We start from the raw sequence: 23799 nt of genomic DNA, 5'->3' as shown, positions 1-23799 counted from the left end.
ATACGCCCGGATGCTCGGTCGTGCTCGGTCGAGGCGCGGTGACGTTCCGCGTGGGGCCCTAGGATGGAGCGCTCCGTGCGAGGCGGCGGTCCACGCCCGGTGCGCGCATCCACCACGAGAGGACGACGGCATGGCACAGGTAGAGGACACCGCAGGCGACCCTGCTGGTGTCACCGACAAGCGCCCGCTCGTCGAGCGCGTGAGCGAGGCCGCGCGCTCTCTCGCCGAGGAGCCCGACGTCGAGCAGACCATCGACGGGACCGTCGAGTACGCCGTCCGGCTCGTCGAGGGGTGCGAGGCGGCGGGCGTCGTCCTCGTGGCCCGGCCGGCGACGGTGCGCACGGCAGCCCCGTCCGCGGACTGGGTCGCGGAGGCCGACCGCATGCAGCGCGAGCTCGACGACGGTCCGAGCCTCGAACCCTTCCAGGACGCGGAGCTCGTGCGGTCCCGGGACCTGCGCCATGACGCTCGCTGGCCCAGGTGGGGGCGGTGGGTCGCCGAGAACCTCGGGATGCGGAGCCTCCTCGCGATCCAGCTGTACACGGCGAAGACGCACCATGGGCACCTCAACCTGTACTCACGTGAGGTCGATGCCTTCGGCGAGGACACCCACCCGATCGCGACGATGTTCGCCACTGTCGCGATGCTGGCACTGACGTCCGCCGAGACCGAGGAGGGACTGCACTCGGCCATCCGGACCCGCAACGTCATCGGTCAGGCGCAGGGCATCATCATGGAGCGGTACCGCGTCACCGCGGTCCAGGCCTTCGCGGTGCTGAGCCGGGTGTCGCAGGAGACGAACGTCAAGCTGCACGAGGTCGCCGCCCAGATCGCGTCGGACGGGATCATCCCGGGCGTCGCGCGGTGACGATCATCGACAACGCCGTCTACATCGACGGCCACCGGCACTCTGCGCCGGCATCGCTCGACCTCACCTACGAGGCGGTGCGGGCCGGGGACGGCATGGCGTGGATCGGTCTGTACCGCCCGGATCGCGCGCAGATCGAGTCGATCGCGCAGGAGTTCGGCATCCACCCGCTGGCGGTGGAGGACACGATCAAGGCGCACCAGCGCCCGAAGCTCGAGCGGTACGGCGACGTGCTGTTCACGGTGCTCCGGCCCGCGCGCTACCTCGACGAGGACGAGCGTGTCGAGTTCGGTGAGCTCCACGTGTTCGTCGGTCCCGGCGTGGTCGTCACGGTGCGTCACGCGGAGGCCCCGAACGTCGCACGGGTGCGGCAGCGCCTGGAGTCCACGCCGGAGCTCCTGCGGATGGGCCCGCAGGCGGTGCTGTATGCGCTCCTCGACGAGGTGGTCGACGAGTATGCGCCGGTGGTGGCGGGCCTCGAGAACGACATCGACGAGATCGAGGAGCAGCTGTTCGGTGGGGATCCCGCGGTGTCGCGGCGCATCTACCAGCTCTTCCGGGAGGTCATGGAGTTCCAGCGCGCGACACACCCGCTCCTCGCCATGCTCGACGCGCTGGACGCGGGCGCGTCGAAGTACGCGGTGCACGAGGAGCTGCAGCGCAACCTCCGCGACGTCAAGGACCACGTGGTGCGGGTGGTGGAGCGCGCGGACGGGTTTCGCTCGGTGCTCCTCAACGCCCTCACCGTCAACGCCACGGTGGTCGGTGAGCGGCAGAACGAGGAGATGCGCAGCATGTCCGAGACGAGCCTGCAGCAGAACGAGCAGATGAAGCGGATCTCCTCGTGGGCGGCCATCTTCTTCGTGCCGACGCTCGTGGGGTCGGTCTACGGCATGAACTTCCAGCACATGCCTGAGCTGCACTGGACGTACGGGTATCCGTTGTCCTTGGCGCTCATGGTCCTCGGTGCTGGGGCGCTGTACGTCGTCTTCCGGTCGAAGAAGTGGCTGTAGGCCCGCCGACGGGGGCGTCGGGGTAGATGCTGCGTGTCTCGGACCGCTCGTTCTTCCTGCGGACCCAGTCGCTGAGATAGATCTTCGGCAGGATCTTTGCCGTCGCGAGCGCGGCGTACATGATCGTGTTGAGCGCGACGAAGGTCGCGAGGACCGCGAAGAGCTCGGACTGGAGCGTGGACGCGGGGAGGAAGATCCCGGCGTGGACGGTGGGGCCGCGCACGTCAGCCCACCCCCGCGAGGGCGGTCGGCGGGGCGTCGGTGCGCGTCGGCGTGTGGTGCACGTGGTTCCAGGTGCCTTGCGCGCCGCGGGAGATGTCGATGATGCCCTTGACGTAGACGATGTTGAGGAACATGTCGAACAGCAGCTCGGGGATGAGGGCGGCCGCGAGGATCCGCGCCCGCCAGCCGCCCTTCCACACGGTGACGACGCGCTCGAGCATGAAGAGCAGGCCGATGCTGATCCAGAACGGGAACCACACCCAGAAGTCGACGGACACGAGCATGAGGACGATGAGCAGCAGGTACGAGCCGAGGGCGATGACGCCGTACCCGATGCCGAACTGTTGCGCCCAGTAGCGGACGGTCTGGGGGGTGATCCCGTAGGCGCCGATGTTCTCGAGGGCCCCGCGCTGCCAGCGCAGGCGCTGTGCCCAGAGGTCGCGCCACGTGGGCATGAGCTCGGTGACGACGGTGCACTGCGCCGGGGAGATCATGAGCCCGCCGAGGGACTTGATGGCGATGGTGAGCTCGTTGTCCTCGGTGAGCGCCGTGGTGTCGTAGACGTTGCCGTGGGTCCCGGGCAGCGCTCCCCCGCGGTTCTCGGCGACGGCGCGCAGGGCGGCGGGGCGGAACAGGGAGGCGGTGCCGGTGAGGACGAAGACGCGGCCGCGTCGGCGCTTGATCTCGCGCCCGTAGCGGATGTACTCGTTGCGCTGGAACTGCCCGAGGAGGCCGTGGCCGTCCTCGCCGTAGAACAGCCCGCCGATGGCCATGAGTGCGCGGTCCCAGGTGAACCGCTGGACGGCGGCTTCGAGGAATCCGTCGTCGAGGACGGTGTCGGCGTCCATGACCATGACGAGGTCGTTGTCGCCCTGCTGGGGCAGCAGGTGCGTGAGCGCCTGGTTGAGGGCTCCGCCCTTCTTGTGCGCGTTGTGTACGGACTCGATGACCTCGACGCCAGCGCGCAGGGCGATGGCGACGGTGGAGTCGGTGCAGTTGTCGGCGACGACGATGACCCGATCGGGCCGGTGGGACTGGGTGAGCAGGGAGGAGATGGTCGCGGCGAGCGACGCCTCCTCGTTGTGCGCGGGGATGAGGACGGTGACCGTGACGGGTCCGGCGAACACGCCGCGGGTGGCGGTCATGATGATCTTCGGTGCGAGGGGCTGCTGGGCCGCGTTCGTGGAGCGGCGTGAGCGGTTGGTGATGCGTCGTTCGAGGACGGCGACGGCAACAGCGAGGAGCACGGCCAGCGCGATGGCGCCGACGACGACGTGGGTGGCGGGCGCCTCGGCGTCGTAGAAGAGGTTCCAGACGCCGAACAGGAGGCCCGTCCGGGTCTCGCCGCCCCCCATGGGCGCGTCCACCGCGACGACGAACCACAGGACAGCTGCGGCGGTGATCGCGAGGACGGCGATGACGATGCCGACGCCTCGCTCGAACCACCTGTTCCACATGTTTTTTCTATCCCCTTGCGACTGCCGTTCACGTTATCAACGGAGCTTCGGAGCAGCCGAATCCGCGGACGGGTGAAGTTGGCGGCCGTGTCCCTTCCGAACGGCGCGTCTGCGTGCTGTCTGTTCAGTTCTGTCGGGTTGGGTGACGAAGGACACCTTGAGGCCCTAGATTGCCTCTCGGTTGCGCACGCAGCACAACCTTCATCTCCGAGAAAGGTCGTCCTCCGATGACCAGGTTTCCGCAGGGGTCCATCGCCCGACGGCGGGCGGCAGCTGCTCTGTGTGTTGCTCTCCTCCTTCCTGTCTCCGCCGCTGCGTCGGCCACCGCCGACGACACGATCGTGGAACCCGCCGACAGCGCGGTGCCTGGGGAGAGCGCTGTCGCGCCGATCCTCGACCCGCCCGACGGGAGCACCGTCGACCCGCTCGACGCGGCGCCCGATCCCGGTGTCGAGGGCGTTGCCGACGTCAGTGCCGCGCTGCCGGTGGCGCCTCGTGAGGCTGTCCCGTCCCCGGGAGGTGCGGACATCGCACCTCCAGCGGTTCCGCGCGCGGCGGACTTCACGGTGGTCGGCCAGCCTACGATCACGGGTGATCCCGTGATCGGGGGCACGCTCGTCGCGCACCCGGGGACGTGGGAGCCCGCTCCCTACTTCGTCTACTCCTGGATGCGGGACGGTGTGCCGATCGACAGCAACAGCAGCCCGACCTACCAGCCTGTTGCGGACGACTACGGGACGACGATCAGCGTCGCGATCCTCGGCGTTCTCAGCGGGACGGAGCTGACCACGGTGACGAGTGCGGGCATCGGCCCGATCGGCGTCGTGGAGTCGTCCTCGACCTTGCACACCTCACAGGTGTCCCCCGGCGGGACGGTCCGCGTGACGGGTGCAGGCTTCTGGCCCGGCACGCGTCTCACCCTGGCGCTCCGCGCGGGGACGGTCGCTGCGGAGACTCCGGGCGCGGACTCGGTGCTCCTGGGTTCGGTGACGGTCGCAGCAGACGGGACGTATGACGTGACGCTGGTGGTGCCGACGGATACTGCGCCCGGCGGGTACGTGCTGCAGTACGACGGCGAGGTCTTTCCCGACGTGGCGGCAAGCGGTCTCGTCGACGGCGTGCTCGAGGTCGTCGCGGTCACCGGCGCGGCGACGACGCCAGTCACCAGCACGGTGACGACGCCGGTATCCGGCGCAGCACCGGGTACGCGTGCGGTGGAATCGCCCTCGACTGCTGCGCAGCTGCCCGTGACGGGCATGACTGCGGCGGGTGGCGCTGGACTCGCGTTGGTGATGGTGGCGCTCGGCGCTGGCCTGGTGGGGCTGCGCACGCGGCGCGCACGCGTGTAGTCAGGCCTGAACAGAGCGGGCGGGTGGTGTGCTCAGTGCACACCACCCGCCCGTCGTTCTGTGTCCTGGCGATGCTCAGGCGTGCCCGGACCCGGTGTCCGTGGACCAGGGCTCGGTGGTGTTGCCGTCGGTGAGCTCGGGGTCGTTGTCGTTCTTCTTGTGCTTGACGGCCTCGGTGACCTTCTCCTTGAGTGCGCCGCCCTGCTCCTTGGCGACGGTGGCGGCCTTCTCCTGGAGGGTGCTCACGCCGGACTGGACGGAGTCGCTCTGCCACAGCTCGTTGGCGCGGGTCTTGATGACCTCGAACTGGTTGCGGCCGGCGCGCGTGCCGAGGACGTAGCCGATCCCGGCTCCGACGATGAGTGCGATCTTGGTCTTCATGTGCGTCTCCTCCGCGGGGTGGGGGTGTGCTGAAGAGCGTAGGCGTGTCGCGCGCGACACGCACGACGACAGCCCAATCGCCACACCAAGCGAGATCTCCAGCGACCCGCGCCCCACGGAGGGCGCGAGTCAAGTCAGCGTTCGCATTCCGACTGCAGATTGCGCTTGGAGTCACGGGACACTGGACCTCCAAATGCTCGTCTTGCCACACCCCAGAGCTCTGCTAAATCCCAACTCTCGACTCCGCACACAACGCCGAAAGCTATGGTGCTAACGGGACCCGACAACGCGAGCCGGATTCCCCGCCACGATGGCGCGCGGCGGCACATCACGCGTAACAACGGCTCCGGCTCCGACGACCGCCCCAGACCCGATGCTGACTCCAGGCAACACTATGACTCGTGTGCCAATCCAAACATCATCGCCAACACTTATCTCGGCTGAATGCGCGTACCCCTGCTCAATCATCGGTCGGTCGACGTCACCGAACGCATGGTTTGTAGCGATCATGACGACATCCGGACCCATCATTACGTCACTTCCGATGCGGACAGGACCGTGAAGCCGACAGTTCACACCAATACCAGACCTGTCCCCAATGTGCACCAAAGCCCCGCGTCCGAAATACGCGCCGCGCTCGACATTTATCCGCCGACCCGCAGTCGCAAACAAAGGTCCCGCCACACCAGAGCGAATCCACCGCCAAATCCGGCCACCAGGCATGGCGGACGAAGGGAGCCATCGCGCGAACGTCATGTACATCGCAGACCTCACCACACGCACCACCCTCAACCCCTCCCCTTCCGACACACTGATCGCGGCGAACTAGAGCCGGTGCACACCAGGTACAGAGCACACACCCCGGGTATCGAAAAAGCGCGCAGATGCGGCGGCCAGGGCGTCGACGTCGTAGACGGTGTGGGCTTGAACAAGAATCACCAGGTCCGCATCCGCGACACTCCTATCAAGGTCGAGTGCAGCATCCACATCAACCCCGTCCACAGTCCACGAGCTCACGTAAGGGTCGTGATAAGAGAGAGTCGCGCCTAGATCCAGTAAATGATGACCAAGCATGGTTGCCGGCGACTCACGCTGATCTGCAATATCGGCCTTGTAGGTGACACCTAAGAGCAGGATCTTTGCCCCGTTAGCCGCGATCCTGTCGGCATTGAGGATTCCCTGCGCACGCCCCGCGACGTACTGCGGCATCGTCGAATTAATTTCCTGGGCTAGTTCGACAAAACGAAAAGGATACCCGAGCCGGGATCGAACATTATAACTAAGGTAGTTCGGATCGATCGGTATACAGTGTCCGCCTACACCCGGCCCCGGATAAAACGCCTGGAATCCGAACGGCTTGGTGCGCGCCAAACTAATGACGTCCCATAGATCAATATCCAAGTCGTGGCAGAACCGCGCCATCTCGTTGACCAACGCAATATTTACATGCCGGTAGGTATTCTCAAGCAACTTTGCGGTTTCAGCTTCGCGGGTACCACGTGCCAACACCACAGAATCGACGAACTGCGAGTAGAACTGAACAGCACGCTTCCCACAGTCGCCAGTAACGCCACCGACGACCTTCGGCGTATTCTTAATACCGTACACTTTATTCCCAGGGTCAACGCGCTCTGGCGAAAAGGCCAAGTGAAAATCAACGCCTACTGCAAGTCCGCTTTGCTCGAGTAAAGGCAGCAAAATCTCTTCCGTCGTCCCTGGATAAGTCGTGGATTCAAGGACGATCAACTGACCAGCGCGCAACACTCCGCGTATAGAACTCGTTGCCCCAATGACTGCGGCAAGGTCTGGCGCGCCGTTCTCTCCGAGTGGCGTCGGCACACATATCACTATTACGTCGACCGCTGCCAGACTTTGAGCATCTGTCGTCGCAACGAACCCTCCGGCAAGCAACTCCGCAATGTCCGCGTCCGAAAGATCGTCCACGTGCGAACGTCCGGAATTCAAGGAGGAGACGACGGACTCACTAACATCGAATCCGAGCACCCGCAAACCCGATCTCGACATCTCCCGAGCGAGTGGCAGCCCAACATAACCCAACCCGATGATCGCGGCCGTTACATCCATAGAAACCTCACCCGTTTCGGCGTCGTCGACGAGAAATCTCACAATGGGGAGACAGGCCGACCCGGCCACTCTCGCCATGTCCGCCGCCCGCGCACGACACTACCTCACTTCTCTGTTTGAACGCAGCATCACGAGAGGTGCGCTGAGGACAATGGAGGATCGTCAGAGGCCCGAGCAGATGGCATCATCGTCGGCATGGACACCGCACGCAAGCCCGAACCGCCGTCTCGGTTCCGGCGCAATACGATAGCGCTGCTGATCGGGCACGTGGCTCGAATCGCACTTCAAGGCACCTACTTCCTCGTACTGGCCCGTGAACTAGGTGCCGAAGGATACGGCGCCACCGCCGCGGTTATCGCGCTCATTGCGATGCTAGTTCCCTTCGCCAGCCTGGGAACAGGTATTTTGCTGCTGAAGAACGTCGCTCGATCAAGCAGCAGCGCACGAATCCAGTGGTCGAACATGCTCACGATTACGTTCCTCACTGGGACTCTTCTGACAGTGTGCCTCGCCATAGCTGCACCGTACGTCGCTCCTCCGGGAATATCCTTTTATGTGGTGCTGCTCCTCGGTTTCAGCGACCTCGTCTGCGCGCGAATAATCGAGGGCGCGGGAAGCTATCACCAAGCACACGAGAACATGGTGCGGACCGCGGTTTACCCCCTCATACTGCAGGGTGTGCGGCTAGTGGCTCTAGGGGCCCTCGTCGTTGCTCCGGCGAGCGTCACTCTCGGCAACTGGGCTGCCACATACGCCATTGCGTCCGTACCGCTGGCGCTTATCCTCGGCGTATCAACGACGCGACGAATCGGATATACGCGTCCAGATCTCCGGGAGTATGCTCAGGAATGGCGAACTGCGTTCCTATACTCAATAAGCGCCTCTTCCCAAACAATATATAATGACATCGATAAGACGATGCTCGCAAGGTTAGGAACGCTCCAGGAGACAGGCATATACTCCGCGGCGTACAGAATTGTTGACATGTCGTACGCACCAGTACGCGCATTGATTTCGGCCGCCTACCCCGCACTCTGGCGAGCCGGGCAGGAGGGGATTCTCGCCACCCTACAGATCGCTCGTCAACGAGTAATAATCCAGACGCTGGCGTACTGCAGCGTTGGATCCGTCGCCATGGTCGCAGGAGCTGGGTTACTCCCACGCCTGCTCGGGGCTGATTATGCCAACGCGGTGCCGGCGCTACAAGGTCTAGCCATTCTCCTTGTAATCAAGGGTTGCCACTACATCGCTGCAGACACGCTAACAGTCTCAAATCATCAAGCTGCACGTACAGCCGTCCAGATCTCGGTAGCGATCGTGAATTTCTTTCTAAACTTCGCACTGATTCCCGACCTCGGTTGGCGCGGCGCGGTGCTGGCGAGCCTGATAACCGAGAGCGTCTTGGCCGTGCTCCTGTGGCTAATCGTACTTCGACTCGCGATCAAGGAATCTAGAGAAGTGGCAAACCGCGCCGTGTGCAAATAAACTACTGAAAAGAGCATGCACGCGCGCGGAAATCTACGAACGGGTGCGCACAATCCGACCTGGACTTCCCACGATCACAGAGAAAGGGGGATAGCCACCCTTGACAACCGAGTTTGCCCCCACCACACAGCCGTCGGACAGGATCGCTCCGCGCAGCACGCGTGCTCCAGCACCGACCCAAACGTCACTGCCCAAGCGGACCTCCGTCGACACGCTCTGGCCCATCATGGGAGTTTCGCGCGACATTCCATGATCGGAGTCCCGAATAGAGCAGTGTTCGGCCACCTGACTCATTTTACCGATTGTCAATGAAACCTGCGCGGCAAGGACCGTATAGTGCATAATCTTTGTGCCATCGCCGATATCGAGGACACCTCCTGGCGGCAGGTCAAGAATCACTCCTCGGCCCAGATAAGCCCCCCGACCAATCCGCAATCCTTCGTGCGGACCCCAGCGTAGGCAGACGCCGCGCTCCATCTGGAGACCGCGCCCGATAGTCCCGCCATTAGCCTCGACCCAGATTTTGAAGGCGAACCCACGGACGAGACGGCGAGCTTTCGTGAACCCTGCAAATGCTCTCGTGAACGTCAGCATCTCCACAGTCTAACTGCCTCCCAGTTACGGCAGCCTCATCGTGCGACTGATCGACTCCGGGACTCGGGTGTCACGCTGCCACCCGGCTCGTCATTGTGGGTCCTATAAAGAACAATCAGCAGCGGAAGTATTACGAACGATTGACCGTCAACTGTCAGGGGATTCCACACGACCTCGGTCAAGCCCGATACCAACAGGTACACGACCAGCACCACCGCGGCATACTGGTGGCCAGGAATGGACCGCGTTCGAGCGAGAACGTAGACAAGCATGGCTGCGTACAAGAGAACGGCGAGTACTCCACCGCAGAATGCGAGGAGGAGGTATTGGCTGTGTGCGAAATGTTGCGAGAGCACGCCCGTTCCCTGCAAGAGTGACCATCGGTCGATACCAAGCCCCGTCCACCAACTATCTTCCAAGGCGCTTTTTGCCCGAAGCCAAACGATCCCTCGGTTGCTGAAACTATAGGGCGTCGCGTTTATCATTAGATACCAGGCTACTAGCAACGCGCTAAGAACGATTGCAACGCAAGCGGGTAGACCGATTCCCCGGGAAACCGAGTTCGTCCCCGCCTGCCGTCGCAGCAGCAACGAAACTGCCACAGCAACTGCGAGAGCTAGGATCGCTGTCCGTGAGCTCGTTGCGATCAGGACCAGGCCGTTCGCAGCCAGGGAGATATAAAGCAGGCTCCCGCGGAGAGACAGAATGGATAGAAGGAGCGCGATGGAGCACAGTTGGGCTAGATAATTTTCAGAGATAAATATCCCCGTGAATATTCCACCGAACGGACCGCACTTAAAGGAGTCGCATGCACGAGAGTTCAATGGTGAGCCCGCCGAGGCTAGCAGCACTACGGCAATTATGAGAAGGTACAGGAGCGTAAACTGCCTAAGTGAGATACCGGAACGACTGAGAATTACGCACAGGCCGAACCACAGAAGCACCGCGAGGGCCCGCGAAGAAGTCTGTTCGATTGGTATCTCGGAATTCAAAGCGATGTTTGCCACGAACAGTGCGAGCGAGATATACGCGGGCGCCAGAACCAAGCTCTCGGTCGAGCCAGATGTCCGCCCTCCACGGCTCTCATCCCTGGCGACGCGGTGCCGCAAAGCCCCGGTCAGGGCTACAAGCATCAGCACCGCGCCGACCGTGGCCACTTGGAGCGTCCTGGGACTTGTTTGAAAGGAAGCTTCTTGAACGAATCCTGCGACGACAACGATCGCCACGGCGCACGCGCTCCAGAAGTCCACCCCTCGGAGGCTCACACGAGCCTGCACCACCACTGCGCACAGGAGGAGAGCGCTAAGGAGGCCAGAAAGCACTAGAAATGCACTGCTCACACTGCACCCCCGTTATTTGCAGGGGGCGTCAGGCCAATTAAACGGCACCACGCCGCTACGACCGCAACCGAACTAAAATCGCGCACTCTCGCGTCCCGCGCGGCCTCACGCGACAGCACTAGCGCATTCCCGTCGATCACCACTTGCAGCGCTTCCGCCAGCCGCATGCCTCCTGGCCCGTAGAGAATTCCTGGTACGTAACTCTTAACCATGAACTCCGAAACCCGGTGCGTTCTTGCTACGACAGGGACATCCCTCGCCGCCGCCTCAAGGTAGACGTGACCAAACGTTTCTCCCAAGGACGGATGCACGAGAACGTCTGCCGCCCGGAGTGCCTCCATAGCCTCTTCATGCGGAAGGTGACCGGCGAATCGGACACGCTCCCTTAGCCCCAGTTCATGCACGAGTCGTGTCAAACTCGGCCGCTCTGGACCGTCGCCAACGAGCAGCAACGAAACATTATCGGGAAGCTCGGGCAAAGCCCGGACCACTTCGCTCTGGTTCTTGTTCTTGGTTAACGAGCCAATTGAGATCAGACAGACAGAACCTTGCCGCGCTCGCTCCACATCCTTTTCTTTGAAGTCGACGGGCGGCTCTCGATGCTGATTTGGAATGTATGCGATGGTCGGGCCCGGAACATCCATTCGAAGGTCGTCTCTCAAAGGAGGGCTCACGCATACAACAGCGGACGACCGTCTGTAAAGCCTGCGCGAAAGACGCCGAAGCAACCGCATCTTGAGCGTTCTTCCGGCCGTTTCCGCCAGGAGCGAATGCTCCCACACGATAACTGGATATCGCCGGCCGAACATCGCGAGCCACGGCACGGCTACCCACAACCCAACAAGAACAATACGATCATAATTCTGTAGCCCTTTAAGGCTTCTCAGGCGCCTAAATGTGTCGCGACGAGCAAGTCCAGACATCGGGCCACCCAAAAGTCGACCGTTGGGCACCCCGTCTAAATCACTTTCATTTCCACCGAGGCAGTAAAGGTCCAGATCGACACAGTTCCCTAGGCTCTCGACAAGGTCCATTGCTGCGGCCTCCATCCCGAGTCTGGGCATCAACTCGGAAACCACAAACGCGACCCTTCTGCGCCCACCCGCCCTCTCGACGAGCTTGCCGACGGGCCGCGCACCGTCTCGATCGTCGAAGCTATTTGACATACCGCATCAACCTTTCGAGCCACTTCCGCGTAAGAATTCCCGAAAAGGCAAGGATAAGCGGTCCAGTTGAAGGAGCTCTCCGGGTCGCAACGGCGGCACGACAGACTGCGAGGACACCTCTCAAGTCACGAGCCTGAAGGGCATATCGAAGTGATTGACCGATAAGGAAGTCTGTTAAGACCTGACTTTCTTCTTTCGCCAGCGCAGACACCGCCCAGGAGAGGGAACTATTCCAGTCCGAGCTAGCGGAGATCGAGCCAGCCGATCCGACGTAGACCGAGGCCAAAACGTCGTCTAACTGAACGAGCTCAACAGCGTCTTCCCTAGATGCGCGAATTAACCAATCCCAGTCTTGGTGGCGCTTTAGGCTCTCATCCCATCTCACTGCGTCACAAATCTCGCGAGCCACGAGGACTGTCGGCAGCGGGATACTGGCGCGTAGTGCGCCTGGCCTGCGCTTTCGGAAGAGATACGACGCTACGCTCTGACCGCCCTGATACGGCACTTTCGGTAGCCCGCTCAGCACCCTCCCCGAGTCCGACGAGCGCTGATGAACTCTGCAAGACACAATCGGGACGCTTCCTCGCGCGCGGGCTTCCTCTGCTACCGCGACCTGAGCCGCGATCTTGCCAGGCTCCCACGTGTCGTCGTCGTCTAGATAAGCGACATAGTCGGACGAGGAAGCGTCCACGCCAAGATTGCGTGCTGCCGCCGCTCGCTGACCACCGCCAGTGAAGAGCACTTGATCACAGGCCTGAAGAATCTGCGCGTCGAGTAGCGTGCCCTCCGGCTTATCAACAACCAGTATCAGTGAGATATTCGTATAGCTCTGAGAGCGGATACTGTTAATCGCTCTCTGCAGTTCCGGACGGCCGATTGTTGGCACAACGACGGCGACCGTGGGCGTAGTCATCGGATGTCAGATCTGCTGGGCGCGTCCGATTTCTGTTTAGTACGCACCTTCGCCACCAAGCACCGCCTTTGCCGTTCGGAGTAGAATTAATAGATCACCGAAAAGAGTCCAGTTCTCAACGTAATATACGTCCATGCGAATGCCCTCCTGCGGACTCAGCTCGGATCGTCCAGACACCTGCCACAGCCCAGTTAGTCCTGGCTTGACAAGTAGCCGTCGGTTGGCAGCCCGGTCGTACATTGCGACCTCTTGGCGGATCTGGGGCCTCGGCCCGACGAGGCTCATCGTCCCTTTTAACACGTTAATCAACTGAGGCAACTCGTCTATAGAATAGCGTCGCAGCATCCGACCAGCACGCGTAACGCGTGGATCGTTCTTCGGCTTATAGAACAGTCCGACCCCTTCGGTTCCCGACGCGCGTAAGACATCCTCTAGTTGCTCATGCGCACCGACACGCATGGTTCTGAACTTATACATCAGGAACGACTCGCCTCGGACGCCAATCCTCTCCTGCTTGTAGAACACCGGCCCTCTGCTATCCAGTTTCACCCACGTCGCGATAATGACCATGAGGGGCGTGAGGCATATTAGAAGAAACAACGCGCCAAACCAGTCAAAGATGCTCTTTAGGGCGTACTTAGGTCCGGTGAATTGAGGATGGTCGACGTAGACAAGCGGGAGGCCATTGACCGGATGCATGATCACTCTCGGCCCGGCCACGTCGCGGATTGCAGTCGTCAGAGCTAGGTCGATTCCCGTGCCCTCCAGATCCCATCCAAGGGTCTTAACGGCGCGACTAGATGAAATATTGGAACCGTCCAGGGTCACAATGTCGACGCCAGCGCTAACTGCGACCTCTGACGCTTCTTCGATCGAACCCAGAACGGGTGCGCCTTCGATATCTCCCGCGTGTTCTTCCGGGCTCGGTATGCATACGCCTATGACGCCAAAGCCTGCCTCTGGATTACGTCGGAACTCCTGGATTAGGGACGCCGCCGAAGCTGAATCACCCACGACGAGCACGCGCATTTGAAGTTCGCCATTGCGTCGTTTGCGACGCAACCACGACCGCATGTAGTACCGTCCAATTAGGATTAGGATCAGACCAAACGGGAACGCGATCCCCAGATATCCACGCGCAATAACCATTCGGAGCATGTATGCGATAACCGCTATCGCCGCGAATAACTGCCATGTTGCCGTCACTACGCGCTGGTACTCGATCGCCCCGGTTCCGACGAACCGCCAGTCCTGCGAACGCCCTATTGCAAGCGCCCCCATCCACGCCCACAGGAGAATAATCGACACCAGAAGGTATGAGGGCGACAGGTCTCCGCCCACTCGCGCAGCACCGCTAGCGTCAAAACGGACCAGATAGGCGCTGAATACAGCAACATAAATGGCCATCACGTCCGCGACCAGCACTCTCGTGCGGTACGAGTTGAACCATCCGGGTCCACGGAGGTTGGTGGTCGCGTTGGATGCCGTAGCCGACAGAGTTCCCTCATGGGTAGGTTCGGCCCGGACTGCTATACGCCGGTCCCGGTTCCTGATGGACCCAGCTTCGCTACTCTTCGCTGTGCAGATCGTGCTACCTCCGTGGCTCTGCGCTTTCGCGAACTAGGTCGCCTCAAGGTTAAACCATGGGGGTGAATGGTATGCGCCTTGGTCGGCGCGATGCAGGCGCCGTCGCGTAACGGCGTTCGCGCGCCACGCGGCGACAGCGCTGCATTCAACCCTGCGCCAACAGCAAGTCGCGCCCGACCGGTCACTCGGTCTGGCACGGGATGGGCAACGGCACGTTCGCTCTTCGCCGCTCGTGCGAGCGTCTAGGTTGGCCTCTTTGGACAGGCCATAGCCCGTTACCTAGTCTCCAATTGAGCGGGTCAAGGGCCGGGTGTGTTGGTTCCCCCAACTGGTTCGATCTGGGAGACTCTCTACAAGACAGCGCCTGTCTGAGTGACCGACCCAGCGTCCGTGAGATGATAAGCGTTGGCGCTAGAGCCAGGTCAATGCGACGTAGCAGGGGAGAACGACGGTGGAAGTTCAGGACTATCTCAAGGTCCTTCGTAAGCGCTGGATCTCTATCACGGCGATTACTCTCGCGAGCGTGCTCTTGGCCTTGGCGGCCAGTATTCTTATTACTCCGCGCTACGAGGCCCGCGCCCAAGTGTTCGTGTCGGTGAGGACTGGTGGGTCGACTGCTGACCTTGCTCAAGGCAGCACATTTTCCCAACGCCAGGTGAAGTCTTATACAGATCTCGTGGCGAGCCCTCGGGTTCTAATCCCCGTGATTGAGCAACTCGATCTATCTACCACGCCAGACGAGCTCGCCGAGTCGATATCGGCGAGCTCGCCGCTTGACACGGTCCTCATCAACATCTCGGCTGAAAATGAGGACCCGCAGTTGGCAAGTGATATTGCGAATGCAACAGCAAACAGCCTAGCAGCTGAGGTCACGGCGCTCGAGAAACCAGAGACAGAGGCGTCACCCGTCAAGATAAGTACTGTTCGGTCTGCGACCGCCCCCGTCGTGCCGACTTCCCCTAACACGACTCTGAATTTGGCGCTCGGTCTTGTTGCTGGCCTGATCCTTGGAATTGGCGCTGCAGTGCTGCGCGAGATACTCGACACGAAGGTCCGGTCTGAAGCCGACGTAAAGCAAGTGACTGACGCCTCGGTTATCGCGACCATTGGGTACGACGACGACGCCCCCGATCACCCGTTGATTGTTCAAACTCACCCACACAGCCTTCGTGCTGAAGCCTTCCGGCGCCTGAGGACGAACCTTCAGTTCCTCGATATCGCTGGCCGGCCTCAGACGATAGTCATCACGTCCTCGTTGCCGGGCGAGGGCAAGTCAACGACCTCCATCAATGTCGCTATCAGCCTCGCCGACGCGGGCTCGCGGGTGGTCCTTGTCGACGCTGACCTCCGCCGACCGTCAGTTGCCGAGTACATGGGCCTCGAAGGCAACGTCGGCCTGACGACGGTTCTCATCGGGCGTGCGACCGTCGCGGACGTCGTGCAGCCTTGGGGGAACGGTAACCTCCACGTCCTCCCTTCCGGTCAGGTTCCGCCAAACCCTAGCGAACTTCTCGGCTCGAATTCGATGGCGAAACTGCTCGAGGAGCTCGCGGCGGAGTATGACGTCGTGCTAATCGACACTCCGCCACTACTTCCCGTTACCGACGCGGCAATCCTCGCTCGTCTGACTGGTGGCGCCCTCGTAGTCGTCGGCGCAAACACTCTCACGCGGCAACAGCTCGGTGAATCGATGGGATCGTTGGAGACCGTGGGTGCGCGGACGCTCGGCATCGTGCTCAACCGCCTCGAGCGCACCCAGGGCAACGCTTACGCGTACTACGACTACTCGCCTCTCGACCCCGCGGCCGCGAAGACTACGAAGCGCGGAGTTGGCCGCGGAAGCAAGTCCGCTGGTGCGGCTAGCAATCGCAAAGCGGCTCGCAGCCAAACCTCCTCAGGCACGGAGGGCGCGAGTGTCCAGCGGAGATCCCCAGCGGACAACGGTCAGCGGTCCCGCCGCATGGCAAACGCCGACACGACGGCGTCGCTTGAGACACTTCTCAACGACCAAGAGCCCGCTGCGGCCAATCGATGGCCCGGGGGTCCCATCAACGACTGATGGTTGCCTGAACGGCTGAGGGCCGGAACTCCACTGGAGTTCCGGCCCTCAGCCGTTCAGCTGGTCAGATCAGCAAGCGAGCTCTTCGATCAGTTGGTACCGCGGCGGCGAGCAACGAACACCGCTCCCGCACCAGCAGCGAGGAGCGCTCCCGCGCCCAGCGCCAACTGCGTCCCGTCGAAGCCGGTCACAGGCAGCGGGCTACCGTCCGAAGCCTGCTCGCCAGCGGCAGCAGCGCCACCCCCGACGACGAGGATCGCGTCGCCCAGCATGTTGCCCGCTGCATCGGTGGCGACCGCGGTGTAGGTGGCCTCCTCGGAGAACGACACCGAGAACGTCGCGACGCCCGCAGCATCGGCGGCCTTCGGCAGGGACTTCGTACCGGCGATCGTGATGGCGTCGTTCGGGATGGACGCAGGGTTCGAGGTGACCGTCAAGGTGACCTGGCCGCGCGGCTCCGCGCCAGCGATAGAGACCGTGATCGCGTCGCCGACGGCCGGCGTCGGGTCCGTCACCGTGACATCGATCCCGGGCGCCTCATAAGCGAGAGCAGTAGCCGGGACAGCGAGCAGGGTCAGTGCGGAAGCGGCGACGAGCGCAGTACGACGAGTCATAGGTTTCCCCCAAGGGATCGGTTTATCAGATTAGTGTCACAGCAATACATGCGAGACTCCGCGCTTAATCTAGTCGCGTTCACGCGCACACGGTAGTGCCGTCCGTAAACGTCACCCGCCCGTCACGGAGCGGCGTACTTCGGACGTCGATCTCACCAGGCTGCGCACCGGTGACGAGGTCGTACTCCATGGTCGCCGCCTCCCCTGGCTTGAGCTGGATGGTCTTACCCACCACCGTGAGCTCCTCATGGACTTGGGCCGTGACACCCGTGTTCTCGCCGTTCAGACGAATCCCCGCCACAGTTCCGCCGGTCGGGGCGTAGACGAGGACGTTTGTACGCACCTCGCCTTTGGGGACGGCAACCCCCGCGCCGGTGATGTACCGCGGCAGCGTCGCCGCATCAGCGGGGGCCGTGTTCGTGAGCGTCACACTGATCGTGACGGCACGGGTGCCATCGACCCTGCACTCTTGCGTAGCCACAATTACGTCGCTCGAGAGGTAGTAGCCCATCTTCGCGGCCGAGCCATCGTTGTAATAGACGCCGACCACCGGTGAGTCCCCGTTGTTCCCGCGCAGCTCCCCGCTCAGCACCGTGCCCGCGATGAGACTCTGCTCCTCCGGGTGCGCCGACCACGCGAGAAGGCGGTCTTGGCGCGCTGCCTCCGCGAGAGCCTCGACCGCAGCAGCGGGGTCACCCTGGCCCGCAATGATCCCCGCGAACACCGTCGCCGCCGTGGCCGCGAAGAACGCGTCCTGCTCCTCCGGGTCCTCGAGAACCATGTACACCGTGTTGAGCAGGACGTCCGACGCGTTCTCGCTCGTCAGCTGCCCCCCGACGGAATCAGCGACGTCACCTGGCGTGAGCGGAACCGGCCCGGTCGCACCGAGCACCAGCGCGAGCGTCCCGGGATCCACGGAGAACACGCCGTCGATCTCACCTCCGACGTATTGGGTCCAGATCGTCCGAGCTATCTCCCCGGTCCTCGGAAAGTCCGGTGTGAAGGTCACGTCGCGCATATCGGCCGCGAGGTCCTCCCCGAACAGCGTGTCCTCCACAGGCAGCAGTGGGAGGACCGGCGCCGGCAAGTCACCGAGGGAACCGCCGGACCGCTGCTCCACGACCTCGACTGCGCCGTTGTCCGCACGGAGCTTGACCACCGACCCTGGGATGCCGCCGGTGGCGCGCGGCTCCGCGTTGTTCTGCACGAGCAGCAGGTACTCGCGGGGGCCTTCGGCGCCGAGCATCGGGGGCAGCAGCTGGACGGCCTTGGCGGCCGTCGCTGTCGTGCCCGCGACGTCGCGGACCTGCTCCTCGAGCTGCGTGACGGGTCCTGCGATGAGGGAGTGGAGCGCCGTCGTGTCGATGCCCGCGACACGGTGCAGCGAGTCCTGGATCGAGGCGTCCGACGCGACGACCGCGGGCTCCGCGGCGATGAGCGGGGCGAGGTCGATCCTGCCCGAGGCCAAGGAGAAGGCGGACGGGTCGACGAGATCGGTCGCGTCCATGAGGCCCGGCAGCGCGTCGCTCGCGAGGTCGTCGACGACCTCGCTGACCACCTGCACCGCCTTGACGTTCGGTCCCGCCCACGGCAGCGCGCCGGCGAGGGACCAGTGCGGGCCGTGCGTGGAGTCGAGGGCCGTCGCCGCGTGGTCCTGCAACTCGGCGAGAGTCACCTGGGCCGCGTCGCGGTCCCCGGCGACCACCTGCTCCTGCAGCGTGCTCACGAGGTCGGCCGCCGTCTCGAGCTCCCCCTTGGCCCGCAGCGCATCGACACCGAGCCACACGCCACCCGCGACGACGAGGAGCACAGCGACGAGGAACACGTAGCCGACGGTGCGGCCGGTGCGGTTGCGGCGCTTGCGTCCGCGCCGCGCCGCGCCGCGAGAAGCTCGCCGCGTCCCCGCAGCCCCAGCGGGCTCGACCGTGTCCCAGCCCTCCCACGCCGTAGGGGCGTCCGAGCGGTCCGTAGCGTCGGGGCTGACGGAGCCGTCCCTGCGGTGGGGGCTGTCCTGCGTCACGCGGTTCCTCCAAGGTGTCGGCACGCCCGTCCTCGCCGACCGGCAGGCGCCGCGAGTCTATCGGTGGATTCAGGACACCCCCGGTGATACGACACACTGGAGCCCCCAGCCTGAACGTCTGCACCACTCCCGTCCCACCTTCTCCGAGGAGACCCCCGCGTGCCCACCGACTTCTCCGTCCTCGCCGTCTGCACCGGCAACATCTGCCGCTCCCCCGCCGTCGAGCGTGTCCTGGCCGCCCGCCTCGGGCCCGACTCCGGGGTGAGCGTCCGCAGCGCGGGGACGTCCGCCGTCGTCGGGGCGGCGATGCCCACCGAGATGGCCGCGCTCGTCTCCTCCGTCGGCGTGTCGCCGGACGCCTTCGCGTCCCGCCAGCTCACCCCGGACATGCTGCGCGACGCCGACCTCGTGCTCGCGCTCACCCGCGCGCACCGCGCAGCGATCGTCGACCTCTACCCCGGGGCGGTCCGGCGCACCTTCACGGTGCGGGAGCTCGCGCGCCTGGCCGCCGCCGTCGGGCCGGACGCCCTGCCCGACGGGACGGCCGCAGAACGTCTCCGGGCGCTCCCCCCGCTGGCCGCCGGGCAGCGCGGCCTGCACCCCGCAACCGCCGAGGACGACGACGTCATCGACCCCTACCGCCGGAGCGAGAGCGTGTACGCGGAGTCGTTCGAGCAGCTGCTGCCAGCGGTCGAGATGATAGCCGCGACAGTGCGTCCTCGCGGCCTCTGAAAATTCACCCGCTGGCCATGTCTGACCGCTTGCAACGGCCTGTGATCGGGGTCACAGTGCTAGTAACGCCACGGTAGCCGGGGGGTACGCGGCGTAGCAGGGGGCACGAGCGGGGATGGCTGGTCGCACCGACCACGGGGGTAGGTCGGTGCGGCCGCCACCTCCCGTCTCCCACCCCGAGGTCCAGCCCGACGTCTCCCCGGGCCCGACCGCCATCACCGACGAGCGGGTGACGCATCCCCGCTCAGGTCGCCCCACACACGTGACTCGTTCACACAGGAACACCGGGGCGCCACGCGCGCCCAGCAGCTGCGTCGTGGGGGGACCAACGATGAGACTCACTCAGCGTTGCATGCGAACGATCGGTGCAGTCGCCACGATCACGGCCCTCACGTGCGTCCCCGCGCTCGGGGCGCCACCCGCCGGATCGGCGCCCGCCGTGCGTGCGGGGAGCGGTACCGGGTCCGCGGCCAGCACGGCCGGAGACGCATCCGCCTCGGCGGTCCGGCTCGACCTCGAAGCCCAGCTCCTCGGTTCCGAGGTCCTCAGCGGGCGCGCCGACAACCCCGTCGCCGCGCCTGCGACACCCGGGACCAACGCACCAGCCGTCCCGGACCTCCACCTCGACGCCACGGGCGTCACTGCGAGCGCCGGCGCGCTCGGGGCGAGCGCGACCCGCGGCACGACGAGCTCGCAAGCGACGGCGAGCGTCGCGGACGTCGACCTCGAGCTGCTCGGTGTCGATGCGGTGACGGCCGGGTCGGCCACCGCGGACGCGCGCTGCGTCACGGGTGCGGGCGGCACGGCCAGCACGGACGCCGTCGACCTCGTGGTCCTCGGGACGGCGCTGGCGGCGAGCACTCTCGCTGGCGGCGTGGCGGTGGCGGTCCCGCCGGTGGCGGTCAGTGTCGCGGGGGCCACCGATGCCAGGCTCGGTGCGAGCGTGGCGTCGGTGGAGGAGGAATCACCCGCGGGGGTCCGTGCGGCGTCGCTCGTCGTGACGTTCCAGGTCACGGGGACCGCGTCCGGGGCGGCAGTCGTCGTGCCGGCTGGATCCGTGACTCTCGCGGAGGCGTCCTGTCAGACGCCCGCCGGCGTCCCCGGGACGCCGCCCAGCACGACCCCGTGGACCGGCCCCCAGTCCGGCAGCGCGCCGAGCGGGAGCGGGTCCGTGCCTGGCGTCGAGCCTGACGTGCCGGCACCGGGTGGGGGCCCGGACGGCACCGCGCCGGGCACGGACGGCACCGCCCAGGGGGCAGGTGGTGGCGACCTCGCGCCGACGATCGGCGCACTGAGCCCGAGCGACGGTCCCACGGCAGGGGGGACGCTCCTCACCCTCACCGGGACGAACCTCACGGGCACGAGCCAGGTGCTCATCGACGGCGTCGCGGCGACGGACCTGGCCGTCGCGCCCGACGGCCTGTCGCTCACCGCACGCGCACCGGCCGGCATGCCCGGAGCGGCGGACGTCAAGGTCGTCGGCCCCGCCGCCGACGCGACCGCACCCAGAGCGTGGACGTACCGCACGGTGCCGAAGGTCCGGTCGATCGCGCCGGGCAGCGGTGCGGCGTCGGGCGGCCAGACCCTGCTCGTCCTGGGTACCGGGTTCGAGGTCGGAGCGACGGGTGTGACGGTCGCGGGGGCGAGCGCGACGGACGTCCGGGTCCTCAGTCCCACGACCCTCGTCGCCGTAGCACCAGCGGCTGGCTCGGGCGCGGGCGGGCACGGCACCGGAGACCTCGCTGAGGGGCACGCCGACGGCGCAGGCGCCGTGGCCGTGGTCACCGTCGGGACGGTCGCGTCCGCCCCGCTGCGCTATGCGCTGGACGGCGCCGAGCGGCAGGCGTCGCCGGCGCCGGAGATCACCGACGTCGCTCCCCCGGCAGGGCCCGCCTACGGCGGATCGAGCGTGCTCGTCTCCGGTGAGGGGCTGGCACCCGGGCAGACGTCGGTGGTCATCTGCGGGGTGCTCGTGCCGGCCGACGACGTGGTCGTCGACGAGTCGCGCGACCGCGCCATGTTCATCACGCCCCCGTGCACCGCAGGGTTCGAGACGTTCACGCTCGTCACGCCCGACGGGACCGCGAGCGCCGACTTCCAGTACATGGACCTGCCCGTGCGGACGACCTTCCCAGGTGGTGCGTCTGCGGCGGCAGCCGGGCCGCGCGACGGGAGCCTCGCCCGGACGGGAGCGGGAGTCGCATCCCTCGCCGCAGCAGCAGGCGTGCTCCTCGCGGTCGGTGTCCTTGCTGTGGGCACGGGCTCCGGGAGGCGCACCGGCGGGCGCCCGGGTCACGACCGCGGGTAGCGGGCGCTGGGCGCGAGCGGGCTCGCACCGGGGCGGCCTCCCACCGCCGGCGTCTCGCGCTCGGGCGGGTGCCGGACGGCGGCCGTACGCTCGGCAGATGACTGCCCGCGAGCGCGTCCTCGTCACCGGCGCCACCGGCTACATCGGCGGCAGGCTCGTCCCGCGGCTGCTTGCCCGCGGGTACCGCGTGCGGGTCCTCGTGCGGACCCCGAGCAAGCTCGACGTCGTGCCCTGGCGTGACGACGTCGAGATCGTCGAGGGTGACCTCACCTCGCTCGAGGACACCACCGCTGCGTGCGAGGGCGTGCACACGTTCTTCTACCTCGTGCACTCGATGGGCTCCGGGCGGCACTTCGAGGAGACCGAGCGGCGCACCGCGCACCTCGTCGCCGACGCCGCGGAGGCCGCCGGTGTCTCGCGCATCGTGTACATCGGCGGGCTGCACCCGGACGGGGTCGAGCTGTCGACGCACATGCGCTCCCGCACCGCCGTCGGGCAGATCCTCCTCGACTCCCCCGTCCCGGCCATCGTCTACCAGGCGGGCGTCGTCATCGGCTCCGGGTCCGCGTCGTTCGAGATGATCCGTCACCTCACCGAGAACCTGCCCCTCATGCCCGCGCCCAGCTGGGTGACCAACCGCATCGAACCCATCGCCATCCGAGACGTGCTGCACTACCTCGTCGAGGCGCCGGGCATCACCGAGGACGTCAACCGGACCTTCGACATCGGGTCCCGCGAGGTGCTCACCTACGCCGCGCTCATGTACGGGTACGCCCACGAGGCGGGCCTGCAGACCCGGCGCATCTACGCCCTGCCCGTGCCCGCGCCGCGGCTCGCCGGGTGGTGGGTCGCGCTCGTCACCCCCATCCCGCACTCCATGGCCGTGCCGCTCGTGCAGTCCCTCCAGCACGACGCCGTCACCCTCGAACGAGACATCGACACCTACGTCCCGCCACCGGCCGAAGGGCTCACCGACTACCGGTCCGCCGTGCGCCTCGCCCTCGGGCACATCGAGGACGGCGCCGTCGAGACGTCGTGGACCGGCGCGACGAGCGGCAAGCCCTACGAGCCCCTGCCCAGCGACCCCGACTGGGCCGGGCGCACCGTGTACGTCGACGACCGCTCCAGGACCACGGACGTCCCCCCGGCCGCGGTGTGGACGGTCATCGAGAGCATCGGTGGCGAGAACGGCTGGTACTCGCTCCCCGCGGCGTGGGTCATCCGCGGCATCGCGGACAAGATCGTCGGTGGCGCCGGGCACAACCGCGGACGACGCAACCCCGACCACCTCGTCGTCGGGGACGCCGTCGACTGGTGGCGGGTGGAGCACATCGACCGTGGGCGCCAGCTGCGGCTGCGCGCCGAGATGCGCGTACCCGGCGGAGCGTGGCTCGAGCTCACCGCCGAGCCCCTCGAGGATGGCGGCACCCGCTACCGCCAGCGCGCCATCTACCTCCCCCGCGGCCTCGCCGGGAAGCTCTACTGGTGGGCGGTCGTCCCCTTCCACAGCGTGATCTTCCCGTCGATGGCGACGAACATCCTCGCCCGCGCGCGGCATGTCGACGCCCGGACGCCGCACCGCGCGGCGGACAACACCGCCGGTTAG

Annotated in this window: 20 protein-coding genes; 8 read left to right on the top strand and 12 right to left on the bottom strand. The window is 65.2% G+C overall.

Annotated features, from left to right (window positions below; genetic code table 11):
- Window positions 1-130 precede the first annotated feature (130 nt).
- Both AC2AXK_RS06080 and corA read left to right on the top strand, forming a co-directional pair.
- On the top strand, window positions 131-868 hold the full coding sequence (locus tag AC2AXK_RS06080) for a GAF and ANTAR domain-containing protein (RefSeq protein ID WP_484344462.1): 738 nt from the start codon (window positions 131-133) through the stop codon (window positions 866-868).
- Entirely contained in the window at window positions 865-1881 is a 1017-nt protein-coding gene (corA, locus tag AC2AXK_RS06075; protein WP_484344461.1) for a magnesium/cobalt transporter CorA, read from the top strand. The genes AC2AXK_RS06080 and corA overlap by 4 nt, the downstream gene beginning before the upstream one ends.
- On the opposite strand, the gene AC2AXK_RS06070 is transcribed toward corA, so the two are convergent.
- Window positions 1823-2104 (bottom strand): hypothetical protein, encoded by a 282-nt coding sequence (locus AC2AXK_RS06070; RefSeq protein WP_484344460.1) that lies wholly within the window; start codon window positions 2102-2104, stop codon window positions 1823-1825. The two genes, corA and AC2AXK_RS06070, sit on opposite strands and share 59 nt — an antisense overlap.
- Before the next feature lies 1 nt (window position 2105).
- The gene (locus tag AC2AXK_RS06065) at window positions 2106-3560 is read right to left on the bottom strand and encodes a glycosyltransferase family 2 protein (RefSeq protein ID WP_484344459.1); all 1455 of its coding nucleotides are present in this window, start codon (window positions 3558-3560) and stop codon (window positions 2106-2108) included.
- A gap of 227 nt (window positions 3561-3787) precedes the next feature.
- Here AC2AXK_RS06065 and AC2AXK_RS06060 point away from each other — a divergent pair, with 227 nt between their 5' ends.
- Complete coding sequence (locus AC2AXK_RS06060; protein WP_484344458.1) at window positions 3788-4909, top strand: hypothetical protein; 1122 nt, start codon at window positions 3788-3790, stop codon at window positions 4907-4909.
- Between the two features lie 75 nt (window positions 4910-4984).
- Here the strand turns inward: AC2AXK_RS06060 and AC2AXK_RS06055 are convergent, their stop codons facing one another.
- The 3 genes from AC2AXK_RS06055 to AC2AXK_RS06045 all read right to left on the bottom strand — a co-directional run bounded on the left by AC2AXK_RS06055 (window position 4985) and on the right by AC2AXK_RS06045 (window position 7375).
- Window positions 4985-5290 carry a YtxH domain-containing protein gene (locus tag AC2AXK_RS06055; protein ID WP_484344457.1) on the bottom strand — a complete coding sequence of 102 codons (306 nt, stop codon included), beginning with the start codon at window positions 5288-5290 and terminating at the stop codon, window positions 4985-4987.
- A gap of 270 nt (window positions 5291-5560) precedes the next feature.
- Entirely contained in the window at window positions 5561-5758 is a 198-nt protein-coding gene (locus AC2AXK_RS06050; RefSeq protein ID WP_484344904.1) for a DapH/DapD/GlmU-related protein, read from the bottom strand.
- A 357-nt stretch (window positions 5759-6115) separates the two neighbouring features.
- A complete protein-coding gene (locus AC2AXK_RS06045) occupies window positions 6116-7375 on the bottom strand; it encodes a nucleotide sugar dehydrogenase (RefSeq protein ID WP_484344903.1) in 1260 nt (419 codons plus the stop codon).
- Between the two features lie 195 nt (window positions 7376-7570).
- Here AC2AXK_RS06045 and AC2AXK_RS06040 point away from each other — a divergent pair, with 195 nt between their 5' ends.
- Window positions 7571-8860: an oligosaccharide flippase family protein gene (locus AC2AXK_RS06040; protein WP_484344456.1), complete on the top strand. Its 1290-nt coding sequence runs from the start codon at window positions 7571-7573 to the stop codon at window positions 8858-8860.
- A gap of 33 nt (window positions 8861-8893) precedes the next feature.
- Here AC2AXK_RS06040 and AC2AXK_RS06035 read toward each other — a convergent pair whose 3' ends face one another.
- The 5 genes from AC2AXK_RS06035 to AC2AXK_RS06015 form a co-directional block, all read right to left on the bottom strand.
- The gene (locus AC2AXK_RS06035) at window positions 8894-9454 is read right to left on the bottom strand and encodes an acyltransferase (RefSeq protein WP_484344455.1); all 561 of its coding nucleotides are present in this window, start codon (window positions 9452-9454) and stop codon (window positions 8894-8896) included.
- A gap of 35 nt (window positions 9455-9489) precedes the next feature.
- Window positions 9490-10704 carry an O-antigen ligase family protein gene (locus AC2AXK_RS06030; RefSeq protein ID WP_484344454.1) on the bottom strand — a complete coding sequence of 405 codons (1215 nt, stop codon included), beginning with the start codon at window positions 10702-10704 and terminating at the stop codon, window positions 9490-9492.
- 86 nt (window positions 10705-10790) lie between these two features.
- Window positions 10791-11960 carry a glycosyltransferase gene (locus AC2AXK_RS06025; protein ID WP_484344453.1) on the bottom strand — a complete coding sequence of 390 codons (1170 nt, stop codon included), beginning with the start codon at window positions 11958-11960 and terminating at the stop codon, window positions 10791-10793.
- On the bottom strand, window positions 11950-12873 hold the full coding sequence (locus AC2AXK_RS06020) for a glycosyltransferase family 2 protein (protein ID WP_484344452.1): 924 nt from the start codon (window positions 12871-12873) through the stop codon (window positions 11950-11952). The genes AC2AXK_RS06025 and AC2AXK_RS06020 overlap by 11 nt, the downstream gene beginning before the upstream one ends.
- A 36-nt stretch (window positions 12874-12909) precedes the next feature.
- Window positions 12910-14298 (bottom strand): sugar transferase, encoded by a 1389-nt coding sequence (locus AC2AXK_RS06015; RefSeq protein WP_484344451.1) that lies wholly within the window; start codon window positions 14296-14298, stop codon window positions 12910-12912.
- Between the two features lie 613 nt (window positions 14299-14911).
- On the opposite strand from AC2AXK_RS06015, the gene AC2AXK_RS06010 reads away from it, so the two are divergent.
- Window positions 14912-16519 carry a tyrosine-protein kinase domain-containing protein gene (locus tag AC2AXK_RS06010; RefSeq protein WP_484344450.1) on the top strand — a complete coding sequence of 536 codons (1608 nt, stop codon included), beginning with the start codon at window positions 14912-14914 and terminating at the stop codon, window positions 16517-16519.
- Between the two features lie 89 nt (window positions 16520-16608).
- Here the strand turns inward: AC2AXK_RS06010 and AC2AXK_RS06005 are convergent, their stop codons facing one another.
- Together AC2AXK_RS06005 and AC2AXK_RS06000 are read right to left on the bottom strand one after the other, a co-directional pair.
- The gene (locus tag AC2AXK_RS06005; protein ID WP_484344449.1) at window positions 16609-17133 is read right to left on the bottom strand and encodes a peptidase; all 525 of its coding nucleotides are present in this window, start codon (window positions 17131-17133) and stop codon (window positions 16609-16611) included.
- A gap of 79 nt (window positions 17134-17212) precedes the next feature.
- Window positions 17213-19153, bottom strand: a complete 1941-nt coding sequence (locus AC2AXK_RS06000) for a DUF4012 domain-containing protein (RefSeq protein WP_484344448.1) — start codon at window positions 19151-19153, stop codon at window positions 17213-17215.
- A 159-nt stretch (window positions 19154-19312) separates the two neighbouring features.
- Between AC2AXK_RS06000 and AC2AXK_RS05995 the strand changes: the two genes are divergently transcribed.
- The 3 genes from AC2AXK_RS05995 to AC2AXK_RS05985 all read left to right on the top strand — a co-directional run bounded on the left by AC2AXK_RS05995 (window position 19313) and on the right by AC2AXK_RS05985 (window position 23799).
- Complete coding sequence (locus AC2AXK_RS05995; protein WP_484344447.1) at window positions 19313-19885, top strand: arsenate reductase/protein-tyrosine-phosphatase family protein; 573 nt, start codon at window positions 19313-19315, stop codon at window positions 19883-19885.
- 352 nt (window positions 19886-20237) lie between these two features.
- Window positions 20238-22193, top strand: coding sequence for an IPT/TIG domain-containing protein (locus tag AC2AXK_RS05990; RefSeq protein WP_484344446.1), 1956 nt, complete (start codon window positions 20238-20240; stop codon window positions 22191-22193).
- Window positions 22194-22290: 97 nt separating this feature from the next.
- On the top strand, window positions 22291-23799 hold the full coding sequence (locus AC2AXK_RS05985) for an SDR family oxidoreductase (protein WP_484344445.1): 1509 nt from the start codon (window positions 22291-22293) through the stop codon (window positions 23797-23799).

The organism is Sanguibacter sp. Z6_81 (genome assembly GCF_057180625.1).
The sequence above is the reverse complement of the archived record's forward strand: the minus strand, read 5'-3'. Positions and strand labels throughout refer to the sequence as shown.

What these genes read in the sequence shown, in the direction of transcription:
- AC2AXK_RS06080 (WP_484344462.1), top strand. Translation starts at nt 131, where the DNA reads ATGGCACAGGTAGAGGACACCGCAGGCGACCCTGCTGGTGTCACCGAC.
- AC2AXK_RS06020 (WP_484344452.1), bottom strand. Translation starts at nt 12,873, where the DNA reads ATGACTACGCCCACGGTCGCCGTCGTTGTGCCAACAATCGGCCGTCCG.
- AC2AXK_RS06050 (WP_484344904.1), bottom strand. Translation starts at nt 5,758, where the DNA reads ATGATTGAGCAGGGGTACGCGCATTCAGCCGAGATAAGTGTTGGCGAT.
- AC2AXK_RS06025 (WP_484344453.1), bottom strand. Translation starts at nt 11,960, where the DNA reads ATGTCAAATAGCTTCGACGATCGAGACGGTGCGCGGCCCGTCGGCAAG.
- AC2AXK_RS06065 (WP_484344459.1), bottom strand. Translation starts at nt 3,560, where the DNA reads ATGTGGAACAGGTGGTTCGAGCGAGGCGTCGGCATCGTCATCGCCGTC.
- AC2AXK_RS06055 (WP_484344457.1), bottom strand. Translation starts at nt 5,290, where the DNA reads ATGAAGACCAAGATCGCACTCATCGTCGGAGCCGGGATCGGCTACGTC.
- AC2AXK_RS06005 (WP_484344449.1), bottom strand. Translation starts at nt 17,133, where the DNA reads ATGACTCGTCGTACTGCGCTCGTCGCCGCTTCCGCACTGACCCTGCTC.
- AC2AXK_RS06035 (WP_484344455.1), bottom strand. Translation starts at nt 9,454, where the DNA reads ATGCTGACGTTCACGAGAGCATTTGCAGGGTTCACGAAAGCTCGCCGT.
- AC2AXK_RS05990 (WP_484344446.1), top strand. Translation starts at nt 20,238, where the DNA reads ATGCGAACGATCGGTGCAGTCGCCACGATCACGGCCCTCACGTGCGTC.
- AC2AXK_RS06045 (WP_484344903.1), bottom strand. Translation starts at nt 7,375, where the DNA reads ATGGATGTAACGGCCGCGATCATCGGGTTGGGTTATGTTGGGCTGCCA.
- AC2AXK_RS06060 (WP_484344458.1), top strand. Translation starts at nt 3,788, where the DNA reads ATGACCAGGTTTCCGCAGGGGTCCATCGCCCGACGGCGGGCGGCAGCT.
- AC2AXK_RS06040 (WP_484344456.1), top strand. Translation starts at nt 7,571, where the DNA reads ATGGACACCGCACGCAAGCCCGAACCGCCGTCTCGGTTCCGGCGCAAT.
- AC2AXK_RS05985 (WP_484344445.1), top strand. Translation starts at nt 22,291, where the DNA reads ATGACTGCCCGCGAGCGCGTCCTCGTCACCGGCGCCACCGGCTACATC.